This is a genomic window from Natronorubrum sulfidifaciens JCM 14089 (assembly GCF_000337735.1).
GTDB lineage: Archaea > Halobacteriota > Halobacteria > Halobacteriales > Natrialbaceae > Natronorubrum > Natronorubrum sulfidifaciens.
In genome coordinates this window covers 75244-89603 of the sequence record NZ_AOHX01000046.1, presented here as the reverse complement: position 1 = coordinate 89603, position 14360 = coordinate 75244, and the positions used below count along the sequence as shown (strand labels likewise).

Annotated in this window: 13 protein-coding genes; 4 read left to right on the top strand and 9 right to left on the bottom strand. The window is 64.7% G+C overall.

Annotated features, from left to right (window positions below):
- Nucleotides 1-7: 7 nt before the first annotated feature.
- The 8 genes from C495_RS15160 to C495_RS15125 form a co-directional block, all read right to left on the bottom strand.
- Nucleotides 8-658: a cohesin domain-containing protein gene (locus C495_RS15160; RefSeq protein WP_008164446.1), complete on the bottom strand. Its 651-nt coding sequence runs from the start codon at nt 656-658 to the stop codon at nt 8-10.
- The gene (locus C495_RS15155) at nt 655-1986 is read right to left on the bottom strand and encodes a DUF7350 domain-containing protein (protein ID WP_008164445.1); all 1332 of its coding nucleotides are present in this window, start codon (nt 1984-1986) and stop codon (nt 655-657) included. Before C495_RS15155 ends, C495_RS15160 begins: the two co-directional genes overlap by 4 nt.
- 23 nt (nt 1987-2009) lie before the next feature.
- The gene (locus tag C495_RS15150; RefSeq protein WP_008164444.1) at nt 2010-3269 is read right to left on the bottom strand and encodes a DUF7405 family protein; all 1260 of its coding nucleotides are present in this window, start codon (nt 3267-3269) and stop codon (nt 2010-2012) included.
- A 289-nt stretch (nt 3270-3558) separates the two neighbouring features.
- The gene (locus C495_RS15145) at nt 3559-4452 is read right to left on the bottom strand and encodes a 1,4-dihydroxy-2-naphthoyl-CoA synthase (RefSeq protein ID WP_008164443.1); all 894 of its coding nucleotides are present in this window, start codon (nt 4450-4452) and stop codon (nt 3559-3561) included.
- 52 nt (nt 4453-4504) lie between these two features.
- Complete coding sequence (locus C495_RS15140) at nt 4505-7198, bottom strand: hybrid sensor histidine kinase/response regulator (protein WP_008164442.1); 2694 nt, start codon at nt 7196-7198, stop codon at nt 4505-4507.
- Between the two features lie 205 nt (nt 7199-7403).
- Nucleotides 7404-9203 (bottom strand): 2-succinyl-5-enolpyruvyl-6-hydroxy-3-cyclohexene-1-carboxylic-acid synthase, encoded by a 1800-nt coding sequence (gene menD / locus C495_RS15135; RefSeq protein ID WP_008164441.1) that lies wholly within the window; start codon nt 9201-9203, stop codon nt 7404-7406.
- A gap of 4 nt (nt 9204-9207) precedes the next feature.
- Nucleotides 9208-10554: an isochorismate synthase gene (locus tag C495_RS15130; protein WP_008164440.1), complete on the bottom strand. Its 1347-nt coding sequence runs from the start codon at nt 10552-10554 to the stop codon at nt 9208-9210.
- A gap of 58 nt (nt 10555-10612) precedes the next feature.
- Entirely contained in the window at nt 10613-11266 is a 654-nt protein-coding gene (locus C495_RS15125) for a sulfite oxidase-like oxidoreductase (protein WP_008164439.1), read from the bottom strand.
- Nucleotides 11267-11475: 209 nt separating this feature from the next.
- Between C495_RS15125 and C495_RS15120 the strand changes: the two genes are divergently transcribed.
- Together C495_RS15120 and C495_RS15115 are read left to right on the top strand one after the other, a co-directional pair.
- The gene (locus C495_RS15120) at nt 11476-11775 is read left to right on the top strand and encodes a hypothetical protein (protein WP_008164438.1); all 300 of its coding nucleotides are present in this window, start codon (nt 11476-11478) and stop codon (nt 11773-11775) included.
- A 187-nt stretch (nt 11776-11962) separates the two neighbouring features.
- Nucleotides 11963-12184, top strand: a complete 222-nt coding sequence (locus tag C495_RS15115; protein ID WP_006067573.1) for a ribbon-helix-helix domain-containing protein — start codon at nt 11963-11965, stop codon at nt 12182-12184.
- Between the two features lie 28 nt (nt 12185-12212).
- Here C495_RS15115 and C495_RS15110 read toward each other — a convergent pair whose 3' ends face one another.
- A complete protein-coding gene (locus C495_RS15110) occupies nt 12213-12401 on the bottom strand; it encodes a DUF7550 family protein (protein ID WP_008164437.1) in 189 nt (62 codons plus the stop codon).
- A gap of 138 nt (nt 12402-12539) precedes the next feature.
- On the opposite strand from C495_RS15110, the gene hisF reads away from it, so the two are divergent.
- Nucleotides 12540-13355: an imidazole glycerol phosphate synthase subunit HisF gene (gene hisF / locus C495_RS15105; protein WP_008164436.1), complete on the top strand. Its 816-nt coding sequence runs from the start codon at nt 12540-12542 to the stop codon at nt 13353-13355.
- 88 nt (nt 13356-13443) lie between these two features.
- The gene (locus tag C495_RS15100; RefSeq protein WP_008164435.1) at nt 13444-14268 is read left to right on the top strand and encodes a hypothetical protein; all 825 of its coding nucleotides are present in this window, start codon (nt 13444-13446) and stop codon (nt 14266-14268) included.
- Nucleotides 14269-14360 lie beyond the last annotated feature (92 nt).

Below are 14360 nucleotides of genomic sequence, written 5' to 3'. Positions count from 1 at the left end.
TGTGTGGTCAGTCCAACCGACGGACGGCGAACACCAACACCGCACCGACCGCGATCAGTGCCGACGGGGCCACGAAGCCGGGCACTGGATCGTCCCCACCACTGGTTTCAGTGACAGTGATCGTCGCCTCTCGGTCGACGACTGCCTGCGGATAGTCGCTGATGAGCACCGCCGAGGCATCCGTGATCTCGAGCGTCTCGTTCGTTGATGGGGCGTCCTCGGCGACCTCGAGCGTGATCGTCGCTGCCGTCTCGGTCGCTCTCGCGCCGTCGCCTGAGGGCGTTCGCTCCTGATCGATCGTCACCGTTCCGGCCTCGTCGTCGATCTCGACGGCGCCGTCGACCTCGGCGTCGGAATCACCTGCAGCCAGCATCGGCCCGTGCTCGACGTCGGCCACGCTGAAGACATCGGGATCGTACGCGACTGTCGCCGACAGCCTGTCGATGCCGTCGCCGACGTAATCGCCGTGGGTGCTCGCGATGAGCTCGAGCGTGACGGTTTCGCCGGCGTCAGCCTCGGTTTCGCTCGGTTCGAAGTAAAAGATCGTCGCGTTGTCGCCGGCACCGACGGTCATGGGAACGACTGCGCCGACCGTAAGCGTACAGATACACAGGGCGACGAGGACGATCGAGCGTCGGGCTGGCGTCGATTCCGTCATGGCTCCTCCGGGACGGTGAACTCGAGCGGCGGCATCTCGAGAAACGCCGTCTCGTACCCCTGATGGCGGGCGACCTGCGGCGGCGACTCGAACGTGATCGTGATTGCGTCGCCCGACTGGAGCGCCGCAAGCGACGCGCCGTAATGAAGGTCGTACTCGCTGTCGAGAGTCTGCACCAGCCGCGTTCCATCCGCGTCACCGACCGGTTCGCCGTCGCGTTCGACCGTCACCTGCATGGCCATATCCGCGAGCGGCACGCGGTTGTACGGCGTCCGTGGCGAGACGAGCAGGTACTGGTCGTCGCCGTCGGCGAGTCGGGAGCCGGACTCGAGCAGCGTCGCGAAAATCGCGGCATCGCCGCTTCGAGGCAGGTCGGTGTCGGCCTCGTCTGTGGGCTCGAGTCGGGTGCCGGGGTACGCGTCGGCTGGCGGCAGCGCGGAGTACGGGACGTGACCGTGGTCGTGATGGCCGTTATCATCGTTGTGGTGGCCGTCGTCGTCGTCGTGGCCGTTATCATCGTCGTGGTGGCCGTCGTCGTCGTGGTGGCCGTCGCCATCGTGGTCATGATGCCCGTCATCGTCGTGATCGTCGTGCCCGTGGTCCATCGGCTCGAGCGCGCCGCGTTCGCCCCACTCCGATTCGTCGAAGTACTCGACGCCGCCGACGACCTGCTCGCGGAACGCCCGGTCGTACTCGAACTCGAAAGTCACCGTCTCGCTGTCGGTAAATCGGCCCTCGAGGTCGCCAGTCGTGTGTGTCGGGATCGGTGGGAGTTCGACGTCGACGGTGTAGGTGCCGTCGTCCTCGAGGGGGATGTTGTCGCCGAAGTGAAAGCCCATCTCCTGGGAGATCATGGGCCACGGCGAGTGTGGCGACCCGATCCGTTCGCCGTTCTGAGAGATGGTGATCGTGGCGCTGGTGTCGACCGGGAGGACGATTCCCGTCTCGTCGTCCCAGAGCGTGAACATCATGTGGACGCCACGTCCCTGTTCGGGATCGACGCGTTCGATGTCGTCCTCGCCGGCACCGCCGGTGACGAGCCAGAACGGATGCGGATACGACAGCATCGGCGCGAGTGTGTACTCGCCAGCCGTGATCGGCTCGAGCATCCGCATCGACTCGCGGTGGGTCGGACGGTAGACCGCTGCTGGCGGATCTTCGACCTCCGGAAATCGCGGCACGGCGTCGTCACCGTTCGATGGGTCGCCCGTGTCCTCGTCTTCATCAGTGTCGTCGTCGGTTTCCAGACAGCCCGCAAGCGCGAGGATGCCGGTCGCTGCGCCTGTCCGCTGAACGAACGTCCGTCGGTCGAGATCGTGGTCGTGCATGTGTCGTGGTGTGGTCGGTAGTCCTACTGTGGGGTGGCTCGCGGCAGCGCCCGAAGCGAGCGCGGTGGGAGCAGGAAGTTCCCACGGCGAGTGACGAAGATATAGCTCAGAATTCCGTTGTTCGCGTGCATGACATCGAGATCGTCGCCGATCATCGCCTCGCGAACACGGACGAAGTCGTCGATGCCGTGTTGCAGCGAGAGAAAGTGGACGCCGGGACGGTCGCCATCGACGGTGTTGAAGTCACGTCGCAACAGCGGCGGCCCGTCGTCGTCTCTGGCTCGAGCGGCCTTCTGGGCGTGGCCGACGACGCCGCGACGGGCGTCTGCCTCGGTGGCGTCGATCCGCTCGTCGGTCAGACCGTTCGTCGTCGTCAGCTTTTCGCCGACATCGCCGACCAGATTCTCGTCTGCGTGTTCCGGGCTGAACATCTTCCGAACGCGCATGGGATGGCTGTCCTGCTCGAACCAGGTCCGAAGCTGGGTCTCGAGCGATTCGACGTGTTGTGTCGTCGCGCCGGCGAACGGGCCGTCCTCGATCGTGACCCGGTCTTCGGTCGCCTGACTCCCCTCGAAACCCGAGCGAAAGCCCATAAAAAAGGGCGCGTCTTCGGGCACCGAGTCGGGAACGCCCGAGACGTCGGTGTGTTCGGCGGGCAAGCCAGCGCCGACGAAGCCGGTTCGGCGCTGGTCCTCGAGGCGTTCGAACACGCCGGTCAGATCGGTTTCGACTGCGACGCCGTTGAGGTCGTCGTGGTCGCCGAACAGCCCCTCCTCGGCCTCGAGAACGACCTGTGAGTGGTCGCTTGCGAGATGCAAGAGCGCATCGAACTCGTCGATCGCTGGGTCCTCGGACGCAGTCAGCGCCGTCGGCTTCGGGAGGTCGACCGACTCGGGGAGCGCGTCGTCGAACCGCTCGAAGTACGCCGGCGTGTAGCCGATGGTAAACAGTAGCCCGTCGGTGCTCCACTCGTAGGCGCGCTCGAGCGTCCGAAACGCGTCCTCGAGTTGCGCTCGAGTTTCGTCGGTCGGCTCGTCGAGCAGCGCCAGCGGCACCAAGACGTGGTGGTCCGGCGGCTGGACGTTGCCGTCGTCGTCACGCGAGAGACTGTCGTTCCACGCGTGTTGTCGGTCCGGGAGTGAGTCCGGGTCGTCCGTCCCAGCGGGGATATCGATCGCACCGCTCTCGGAGACACAGGCACTGAGTGCAGTCGCGCCGCCGATGGCGACCAACGTCCGGAGGTAGTCCCGACGGGACAGCGCGGACCGATCGGGGAGTGTCACTAGCAGCGTCTCGGGGCCGGAACGCCCAAAGCGTTGTCTTTTCCGTCGAATCTACCGAAGCCAGTGACAACGGGATGATCGGGAACGAACCCGTTAACTGGGACGTTCTCGTTCCACAAGCGCCACTGCCGATCGGACTCGAGGCGACAGCTGGTCGCAGATGTCGGCAATATTAACTGGTGTTGAGCCAGTCTCTGGATCGTCTCACAGCCTCGCGGGCTGGGGTCAGTGACTGACGCGGCTGCAACCGTCCTGCGAGTGGGTCGTCACGACTGGACGAACGACAGTATCAGTAGTGCCACGGGTAGTCGTCGAACTCGGGGTCACGACCCTCGACGAACGCATCCCGGCCTTCTTTGGCCTCGTCGGTCATATACCCCAGTCGGGTCGCCTCGCCGGCGAACACCTGCTGGCCAACCATCCCGTCGTCGGTCATGTTGAACGCGTACTTGAGCATCCGCATCGCCGTCGGGCTCTTGGCGTTGATCCGTTTGCCCCACTCGAGCGCCACCTCCTCGAGTTCCTCGTGGGGAACGACCTCGTTGACCATCCCCATCTCTGCGGCCTCCTCGGCATCGTAGGTCTTCCCGAGGAAGAACACTTCACGGGCTTTCTTCTGGCCGATCTGTTTGGCGAGATACGCCGAGCCGAAGCCGGCGTCGTAGCTCGCCACGTCGGGGTCGGTCTGGAGGAACTTCGCGTGTTCCTCGCTCGCCAGCGTCAGATCACAGACGACGTGTAGCGAGTGGCCGCCGCCGACGGCCCAGCCCGGCACGACGCAGACAACGACTTTCGGAATATGACGGATAAGCCGCTGGACCTCGAGGATGTGGAGTCGGCCCTGCTCGGAGGCACGCTCCTCATCACCCCCGTACTGATAGCCGTCATCGCCCCGGATCGTCTGGTCGCCGCCGGAACAGAACGCCCAGCCGCCGTCTTTCGAGGAGGGACCGTTGCCGGTCAGCAGGATACAGCCCACGTCGGTCTGGCGCTTGGCGTGATCGAGGGCGTCATAGAGTTCGTCGACTGTTCCGGGCCGGAACGCGTTGCGAACATCGGGGCGGTCGAACGCGATCCGAACCGTTCCGGAGTCGACCGCACGGTGGTAGGTGATGTCGGTGAACTCGTCGTTCAGGTTCGCGACCGGTTCCCACTGCGACGCATCGAAGCATTCCGAAACCATTGGTCGCAGTTGGTCCGCAGCGGATGAAATAGGTTCGTGTCGACGAGCGCCGTCACGACGCGATCGGCAACCGAACGGTGAACACGCTACCCGTGACCGCCTCGTCGCCAGCCTGTGTCCGCTCATCTGTGGCCCAGCGCTCCGTTCTGTCCGCGACCCAGACGTCCCCACCGTATCGGTCCACAAGCGTCCGGACCAGATACAACCCCAGCCCGGTGCCGTCGCTCTCGAGGCCTTTCTCGCCCTCCTCGAAGATCGTCGCCTTGCGTTCGTCGGGGATTCCCGGCCCGTTGTCCGCGATCCGTATCTCGACGTGGTCGGCTGCCGTCGTCGCGGACACCGTCACCGCGGGAATCTCCACATCGTTGTGTTCAATCGCGTTCGTCAACAGGTTCCGGAACACCGACTCGAGCATGTCGTCGGCGACGACATCGACGCTCGGGATCGATCCCTCGACCGTCACGACCGCGTTCTCGTACGTCGAGCGGATCTCGTCGAGTTCGCGCTCGAGCGTGTACCGAAGTCGGGCCTGTGTCGGCTCGGCATCGGCCTGCAGCATCACTTCGGAGACGTCTCGTGCCGTTTCGGTGATCGCAACGGCGTTGCGTGCGCTTGCGAGTACCTGCTCGACGTACTCGCGTTCCGTCTCGTCGACGACGTCCTCGAGGGTTTCAGCGTACGCCAACACCAACTGAAGGTCGTTGCGGATGTCGTGGCGGACGACCTGGTTGAGCACCTCGAGATTATCCCGCTGGGTCTCGAGTTGGCGTTCGTACGTTTTGAGTTCGGTCACATCACGGGCATATCCCAGCACAGCCGTCTCGCCGGTCCCGGCGACCTCGAAGGGGAGTTTGGTCGTCTGGAAGATCCGCGTCTCGCCGTCAGCAGTCGTGAGCGATTCCTCGGAGATGTACAGGGGTTCGCCCGATTCGATGACCTCGCGGTCGTCCTCATGAAATCGACGGGCCTGCTCGTCGTCGGGGAGGAGTTCGACATCCGTCTTCCCCTCGACGGCCGACCGCGGGCGGCCGTGGTAGGCTGCGGTCGTCTCGTTCGCGAGGATGTACTCGCCAGCGCGGTTTTTGACGAACAGCATGTCGGGCACGAGGTCGATGATCTGTTGGAGTTCGTCACGCGTCTGCTCGAGGGCTTCTTCGTAGCGCTTTCGCTCCGTAATATCCTGAATCGTGCCGCGGACACGGACGGTAGTGCCGTCCTCGCACTGTGGATCGCCACGGACGTGGACCCACCGGACCCCACTCTCGTCGCCGACTCTGAGCTCGAGATCGTACGGCTCGCCGGTCTCGACTGCGTGCTCGAAGGCCGACTGGATGCTCTGCTGGTCGTCCGGGTGGAAGTACTCGACTCCCTCGGCCGGCGCTGGCTCGTAGTCTGCCGGAAGCCCATAAATGCGGTTCACCTGTGTCGTCCACCACCCCTGTCCAGTCTGCAGATCGGTCTCCCAGGCACCGATCGCGGCAATCTCTTGGGCCTTCTCGAAGAGGGCGCTCTGGCGGCTGCGTTCGCGTTCGCGTTCTTTTCGGGCCGTGATATCGCGAGACAGCGCCAGTATTCGGTCGGTCTCATCCAGCGTGAGCTTGGTTAACCAGACCTCGACCGGATACGTCGAGCCGTCTTGTCGACGATGTGACCCCTCGAGTGTCGCCGTCTGCCCGACGTCCATGGTCGTCCACAGCTCACAGAGTCGCTCGAGGTCGTCCCCGACCTCGATGTCACCGATGGACAGCGAGAGTAACTCCGCCCGGCTGTATCCGAGATCAGTCGTTGCTCTGTCGTTGACGTCGACGAGGGTGCCGTCCGTCTCGTGGACGAAAATCGCATCTGGCGAGTGGTCGAACAGAACCCGAAGTCGCTCTTTGCTCCGTTCGAGCCGTCGTTGGCGCTCCCGTCGGTCGGTGATGTCACGGACGACGCCGACGATGCTCCCGTCCTCGAGGCGGGCAAGCGAGAGTTCCGTCGGAAACGTCGTCCCGTCCGCGTGGACGCTGGTTGCCTCGCCACACCACGCCCCGTCCTCGGCGAGCGTGGGAAAGACCTCGTCTTCGAACCGGTCGAGTTCGTCGTCGGAGACGAATGTCCGCCAACTGGAGCCGATAACCGTCTCTCGAGCGGCGTAGCCGTAGATCTCCGCGTGGGCCTGATTGACGTAGCAACAGTCGCAGTCGTCGTCGAAGATCGCCATTCCGTCCATCGAGGCCTCCATCGCGGCCGCCTGTCCGAGGATAGTTCGTGCGCGCTCCTGATCGGAGACCTCGTCGGGAGGCTGCTGTACGAGCGCGGACTGAACCGCTCCGACAGGCGCAGTGACACGCTCACGGTGTCGTATTCGGTGTCTGGCTGTGTGTCGGTCGATCGCATCTATGAGCTTGCTCGCCAGCTGGTCGCTACGCGTCGTCTCGCCGTCGAGTCGGAGATAGTCGGTCACGCCGGCCGAAATCGCATCGCTCGCCACCGCTTCCGACCCCTGTCCCGTATAGAGAACGAACGGACACGTCGGCCGGACCTCGCGCACGCTGGCCAGCAGTTCGAGTCCGTCCGTTCCACGCAATTGATACGCAGCGACGACCCAATCGATCGCCTCCGTCTCGAGAACGTCGAGTACCGCAGTCGAATCCGACACCGAGCGGACGATTATCCGGTCGTCCATGGACTCGAGTCGGGCGGCTGTTCGGTCCAACCAGTCGACATCGTCGTCGACATGGAGGAGCCGAATCTCGGTAGTCATTGTCGAAAACAGAGAGCGTTGATAATTGAATCTAGTGTTTCTGTGACTCTCCTGAAATCTGATTCGAGAACGATTCGATATCGCGATAACCAATTTATCCGTTGGAACGCCGACGGTACGCTCGGCCGTGGCTGGCGTTCGCCGCGTCGACTCTCGGCAGTCGTCGGCGTACCGTTCTCACATGCTCGGACGCCGTTCGGAATCGCTATTCGTCAGTGAGTTCCGTACGAACGCGCTCGCTGAGCGCATCCCGTCGCCGGTGATTCGCGTCCGACTCGAAATTGACGGCGAGGATCTGCGTGCCCTCGCACTCGAGTGACGCCTGATAGGCCGCTCGGAACTCGGCCGCGTCGACACGCTCGAACTCGAGGCCATAGAGATCGCCCAGCGGCTCGAACTCGAGACCGTGGGGCGTTTTGAACTGGTCGGTAAACGGCGGCTCGAAGGCCTCGATCGGCAGTTTATGGAAAATACCGCCGCCGTCGTTGTCCAGCAAGACGATCGTGGCGTCGACGCCACAGCGCTCGACTGCCAGCAGGCCGTTCGAATCGTGATAGAAGGCGAGATCCCCGGTAACGAGCACCAGCGGCTCGTCGGTCGCGCTGCCGGCACCCAGCGCCGTGCTCGTGATACCGTCGATGCCGCTCGCGCCGCGATTGCCGAGCACCGTCAGGTCGGCGGCTCGAGGGCGGCCAAACCGATCCACGTCGCGGATCGGCATGCTGTTGGAAACGAAGACGGTCGCCGGGTCGGGTGCTGCCTCGAAAACGGTTGCGAGAACTGCGCCCTCGAACGGGTCGGCTGCGAGCGCATCGACAGTGAGGGCATCGTCACGCACGCGCCAGTGGGTGCGTTCGGCGGCATCGAACCGAGCCAGCCACTCGTCGTCGCTGGTAGTGTCAGTCGAGCCGGTGGCCGCCTCGAGTGACTCGGCCAGCGTCTCGAAGGCGGAGTCGGGGTCGGTTGCGAGCAGTTCCGTCGCGGTGAACGTCGCCTCGCGCCACGCGCCGGCGGGGTCGAGCAGGAACTGCCGGGCGTCGCTGTCGCCCAAGGCGTGGCGCAGCGGTTTCGAGGTCGGCGACGCACCGAATCGGACGACGACATCCGGCGCTGGAAGCGCACTGATGTAGCCGTCGTAGCCGCCGTAGACGTGACGGTCGCCGGCGTCGGACTCGACGTGGGGCCCGAATCGCAGGTTCGAGAGCGGGTCGGCGAGAATCGGTGCGCCGACGTGGTCGGCCACCGTGACGACATCGGCGGGCTCGAGTCCGGAAATCGCTGCGGGATCGGCCGGCCCCGCGACGATCAGCGGGCGCTCGGCGTCCTCTAAGGCGTTGAGAAGTGGCCGAAGCCGGTCGGCCTCGAGGGCCATCGACCCCGTTTCGGTCTCGACGAACGCACCCGTACGGCCCGTCCCGGCCAGCGTCTCCGCGAATGCGTCGGGGACGGCATCCGGCACCTCGAGTGGCTCGAGTGGCTTTCGAAAGGGGCAGTTCAGGTGGACAGGACCGGGGTCGGGACCGCTGGTTTCGGCGAGCGCTCGTGCGGCGGTCGTCCGAAGGCTTCGGACCTTGCGCTCGTCGGCTTCGGGGTCGGGCAGTTCCGCATACCAGCGGACTGCGTCGCCGTAGAGTTTGACCTGATCGACGGTCTGGTTCGCGCCGCTGTCGCGGAGTTCGGCGGGCCGGTCGGCCGTCAACACGAGCAGCGGCACGCGGGCCTGATCGGCCTCCATCACGGCGGGGTGGAAGTTCGCCGCTGCCGTGCCCGACGTACAGACCAGCGCCGTCGGTTCTCCCGTGCGCCGAGCGCGACCGAGCGCGAAAAAGGCCGCCGAGCGCTCGTCGAGATGCGAGTAGACGTCGATCTCGGGGTGGGCCGCGAAGGCGACCGTCAGCGGCGTCGAGCGACTGCCGGGGGCGATACAGACGGCCTCGAGGCCGCCCTTCGCGAGTTCGTCGACGAGCACGCGACCCCATAGCGTCGCACGGTTTGGTGCACTCATCGGATCACCGCAGTTCGTCGAGGATCGGTCGGAACTTTAGCTGTACCTCGTCCCACTCGTCGTCGGGGTCGCTGTCGGCGACGATACCGCTGCCGGCAAAGAGGGTTACCGTGTCGTCGCTTGCGACCCCGGATCGGAGGCCGACCGCGAACTCGCCGTCGCCGGCGGCGTCGAACCAGCCGATCGGCGCAGCGTACCAGCCGCGGTCGAAGGCTTCGGTGTCGCGGATCGTCTCCCACGCCGCCGCGGGCGGCACGCCGCCGACGGCAGGCGTCGGATGCAGCGCTTCGACGAGTTCGAGGACGTGGCGATCGTCCTCGAGCGTCGCCGTGATTGGCGTCTGTAAGTGCTGAATCGTCGCGAGCCGTCTGATCGTCTGGTCGGCGACGTCGACCGAGGCGAGGGGGTCGAGTTGGTCGCGAATCGCCTCGACGACGAGGCCGTGTTCGCGCTGGACCTTCTCGCTGTCGCGCATCTCCTCGGCGTGAGCGTCGTCCGCTTCGGGCGTCTCGCCGCGTGGGACCGAGCCGGCGAGCGCCTCCGTTTCGACGTGTGTCCCGCGTTTCGAGACGAGACGTTCCGGCGGCGCACCGAAGAACGTCCCGCCGGCGTCGGGACCGATCAGGAACCGATAACAGTTCGGATACTGCCGGCGCAGCCGCTCGAGCGTGCCGGGGACGTCGATCGGCTCCTCGAGGGCGACCGACAGTGACTGTGCGAGGACGACCTTCGTGATCGTCCCCCGGTCGATGCGCTCGAGGGCGGCCTCGACCTGCTCGGTCCAGGCCGCCTGCGAGGTCGTTCGTCGCGTCGATTCGACGCCGGGGCCGGTGCCGCTCGGCTGCATCGCCGGCAGCTCAGCCAGTCGGTCGTACCAGCGCTCGAGGCGTTCCTGTGCCGCTTCGGGCTCGTTCGCGACGGCCGTCAGCCAGGTGCCGGTCTCGCTACGGACGACGAGAATCCGTGGGACGACGAACGCCGCCGCGTCGAACCCGGTCCACGGTGGCCCTGACTCGTGTTCGTCGTGAAACGAGAACCCGCCGAACGCTCGCGGCCGGGCGACGTGTGGTCCGTCGTGGGTCAACCCGGCGAACGTTCGGTCAGCGGCCGCTCGAACGCGATCGAAGCGGTCCGATCCGTGCGCGACTAGTCGTGCGGCGACACCCTGTCCGACGACCTCGAGGCCGCCGGGGGTGGCCCACAACACTCGAGACTCGTGTTCGGCATCAACGATCGCGCTGAACGACACGTCCTCGAGTTCGCGGCTGGCGCTAACGAGGGCAGTCGGTTCGTCGGCTGGCGGTGACTCCGTATCAGCCGTCAGTCGATGCCCACCCGACGATCCATCCATTAAACGCATCTCAGGACCGCCACGCCTTCAGCCTAACTATTCCAGAGAACTGCCGCGGCTAGCTGTATCGTTCCTCCTGCCACGGGTCTGCCGTCTGGGAGTAGCCACGCCGTTCCCAGTAGCCACGCTCGGGTTCCGTGAGGAACTCGATCCCATCGACCCACTTCGCCCCTTTATACGCGTAGCGGTGTGGAGTGACGACCCGCAGCGGCCCACCGTGGTCGGCCGGCAGCTGCTCGCCGTCGTACCCCCACGCGAACAACACTCCTTCGCGCAGACAGGCCTCGAGCGGAAGATCAGTGGTGTAGCCGTCAAGCGCCGAAAACATGACGTGGACGGCCTGTCCAGACGCCGTCGGGTTGCCCGTCGAGCGCTGTTTGCCGGCGTCGGCGTCGTCGATAACCCCCGCTCGCTCGGCGAGTTCGAGGAACGGTACGCCCGTAAACGAACAGTCGAACTTGCTCCAGCCGGTGACGCAGTGAAAGTCCTGACGCTGGGTCTCACTCGGGAGCGCCTGAAACTCGTCCCACGAAAAGGTGAGTTCCTCCTCGACGGCTCCGGTGACGGTAAACTCCCACGTCTCGGGGTCCCAGTCGGGTGTTGGCCCTTTCGACAACACCGGAAACGCAGTCGTTTCACGCTGTCCCGGTGGCAGGCGCTCGTCGCCGAACTCCTGATAGAGGTCCGTGACGTCCGTGCGCTGGTCGCTCATATGCGTTCGTTCACCTCGACAACCGTAGCTGTGACGCCTCCCGTCGGCGCGGACAACCGAGCAATCGCTCGAGCATGAACAACACCGGATTTCGGGGACGGGACAGTGATCGGAACGTCACGAAACGAGTGGCTGCCGGCCACCAGTCTGTTACTACCGTTCGAAACCCTCGCCACCCCTTAGTACCGTCTCAGCGACGGACGTGCTGTATGGCGAGCAAACAGCAGCTCACGGAACGAGACGTCTCCGGACAGGTAGCCGAAGAAGCTGGCGAGCAGGCCCTCGGCCCGGCAGCCCTCGCGTCGGCCGCCTCGGTCGGACTGTCGTTGTACTACTACTTCGTCCGCGGGGACCGCCAGCTCGGCGCGTTCATCGGCCTCTGGCCGCCAACCATCCTCGCGTTCGCGAGCTACTTCAACCAGCGGAAGATGCGCCGGCAACTCGACTCGATCACCCAGCCGGGGGCGACGCTGAAGAACGCGCTGGACTCGATGATGGGCAACAAGTGACCGGCAGTAAGTAACTCCTGCAGTCCGTCTCATTCTCGAGTGCACTCGAGCGAGGCCGTCACGCGGTCTCGCGTCACGATAACGCGACGACGAGCGGTGGTTCGGGCCGTCCTGTCAGTTCGGAGGTGGCCGTCCGTGCTGGTGTCCCCGTCAAACCTAAATACCCCCTCGCCGAAAGCCGAATCAGATGCCGAAAGTAGAGATCACCATACCGGAGCACCTCGAGATGCAGATCGCCCAGATGGTCGAACGCGGCGAGTTCGTCAACCGGGAAGAGGCGATCGAGGATCTCCTGTCGACGGGCATTAAGGCCTACAAGACCAGCGGACCGATGGACGAAGAAGAGGGCGCAGGAACTGGCCTCGAGGACGATGGCATGATGGGCCACGACGACGAGTACGTCTTCTAACACCACGTTTCGCCGTGAAGATACCGATTCAGAGTGGAACCGTTAGCAGCGGGATTCCGAACGCGATTCCGATGCCGACCAGCATGACCACGAAGCCGATCGCGACCGCGCTCGAGGAGTAGTCGCTCATCGGTGCCGTCGTTCGCTCGGCCTCGAGGTCGTGACCGACGTCAGCACCCGAGTCCGTATCCGCGGTCTGATCCGTGTTCGCTGTCATACGGGCGTGTTGTCGACTCGCCACAATAAAGACATCCATCGCCGTCGTACCAGCGCCAGTCGGCCAGCCTCGAGCAATCACAGACTGGTGTCCAACAGTATTACTACCCAGCGTGCAAACGCACGCATAACGACCAACATGACGCTAACCAAGCGAATCATCCCCTGTATCGACGTCGACCTAGACGAAGACGGGAACCCGGCAGTCTACACCGGCGTTCATTTCGAGGATCTCAAATACACCGGCGATCCAGTCGAGATGGCCAAAGCGTACAACGAAGCCGGGGCCGACGAGTTCGTCTTTCTCGACATCACCGCCTCGGCGGAGGGGCGCGAAACCATGCTCGACGTCGTCGAGCGCGTCGCCGACGAGGTCTTTATTCCGCTGACCGTCGGCGGGGGCATCCGCACCACCGACGACATCAAAGAGACCCTCCGCGCCGGTGCGGACAAAGTCTCGATCACGACAGGCGCACTCGAGCGCCCCGAACTGGTCAACGAGGGCGCGAAAGCGTTCGGCAGCCAGTGTATCGTCATCAGCGTCGACGCCCGCAGGCGGTTCGACGAGCAGGGTGAGAACTACGTCGAAATCGACGGCGAATCCTGCTGGTTCGAGTGTACCAAAAAAGGCGGCCGCGAAGGGACCGGGATCGACGTCCTCGAGTGGGCCAAAGAGGCCGAAACGCGGGGTGCGGGCGAGTTGTTCGTCAACTCGATCGACAAGGACGGGACGAAAGACGGTTACGACATCCCGCTGACGACAGCCGTCACCGAGGCCGTCGACACCCCGGTCATCGCCTCCTCGGGCTGTGGCAGTCCCGAAGACATGTACGAGGTGTTCACCGAGGCCGACGCCGACGCCGGCCTCGCGGCCTCGATCTTCCACTTCGACGAGTACTCGATCGACGACGTCAAGTCGTATCTCGACGAGCGCGACGTTCCCGTCCGCCGCTGACAATCGACCACGGGACCGCGAGCCGTCGCCGCTGTTTTCGTTCCGATTTCCAATACGCTTATACTGACACGGTCGTGCTCTACTACCAGTGAACTGGCGGTGTACGTGGTGTGGAAAACCGCACGAATCGAACGACCCACCCTGTGACAACTGCGGGCACAACACCTTCGAGAAGGCCGTCGTCCGCGAGGGTGACGACGAGCCGGCGGTGTCGCCGACCGAAACGGTCGACACCGGCACGACCTACGTCTGGGCCTGTCCGAACTGCGATCGCGAACACGTCAAGAACAACCCGCCCTGCTCGCGCTGTGGCAACCCCGACCTCGAGAAGACCGAACAGACCTACGACGACGTGGCCCGCGACCTCGAGACGCCGAGTTGGCTCGAGGTAGCCAGACCCTACGCCCCGGTATTCGTCGTCGTCGCAGTAATCGCGGCACTGTTTGCGACCGGCATCATCCCGCTGTCGGTCATCCCCGGCCTCGGCGCGCCGTCGCCACCCGACGCACCCGGCGAGGGCACCGAAGCAGCCGGGATCGACCTCGAGGCGACCGAACGTGAGGTCCACGACCGTCTCGAGGCCGACCGCGATGCGGAAGCGTCACGGGCGTACGACGACGACCTCGCGGCCTACGCCGAATACATGAACCGCGCGTTCGTCGCGGTCGATTACGACGATGCGAGCCCGGCACAGGTAACGCCGAGTGAGTTCGGTGTCGACTGCCAGCGCGACCCGATCGCTGGACGGGCGGAGCCAACCCTCACGATCACCGACTACGACGACGAATCGACACTCGCCGACGACATCGCTGACGGGCTTCGTGAGAACACCGGCGGTTCCGAGTACGACCGCGAAGGGCTCGATATCCACGTCGTCGACGGCTCGGTTTACGTGTTCTACGCGGCGTGCTAGTCGCGAACAGGTCGATGACGATCACGAACTGATTGCTGCGCTACTGGCTGTGCACACAGCGCTAGCGCTCGAGTTCGGTCGAGAACGGAGAG

Coding starts and splice junctions, on each gene's coding strand:
- C495_RS15160 (WP_008164446.1), bottom strand. CDS start 658: ATGACGGAATCGACGCCAGCCCGACGCTCGATCGTCCTCGTCGCCCTG.
- C495_RS15155 (WP_008164445.1), bottom strand. CDS start 1,986: ATGCACGACCACGATCTCGACCGACGGACGTTCGTTCAGCGGACAGGC.
- C495_RS15145 (WP_008164443.1), bottom strand. CDS start 4,452: ATGGTTTCGGAATGCTTCGATGCGTCGCAGTGGGAACCGGTCGCGAAC.
- C495_RS15140 (WP_008164442.1), bottom strand. CDS start 7,198: ATGACTACCGAGATTCGGCTCCTCCATGTCGACGACGATGTCGACTGG.
- menD (WP_008164441.1), bottom strand. CDS start 9,203: ATGAGTGCACCAAACCGTGCGACGCTATGGGGTCGCGTGCTCGTCGAC.
- C495_RS15130 (WP_008164440.1), bottom strand. CDS start 10,554: ATGGATGGATCGTCGGGTGGGCATCGACTGACGGCTGATACGGAGTCA.
- C495_RS15125 (WP_008164439.1), bottom strand. CDS start 11,266: ATGAGCGACCAGCGCACGGACGTCACGGACCTCTATCAGGAGTTCGGC.
- C495_RS15120 (WP_008164438.1), top strand. CDS start 11,476: ATGGCGAGCAAACAGCAGCTCACGGAACGAGACGTCTCCGGACAGGTA.
- C495_RS15115 (WP_006067573.1), top strand. CDS start 11,963: ATGCCGAAAGTAGAGATCACCATACCGGAGCACCTCGAGATGCAGATC.
- C495_RS15110 (WP_008164437.1), bottom strand. CDS start 12,401: ATGACAGCGAACACGGATCAGACCGCGGATACGGACTCGGGTGCTGAC.
- hisF (WP_008164436.1), top strand. CDS start 12,540: ATGACGCTAACCAAGCGAATCATCCCCTGTATCGACGTCGACCTAGAC.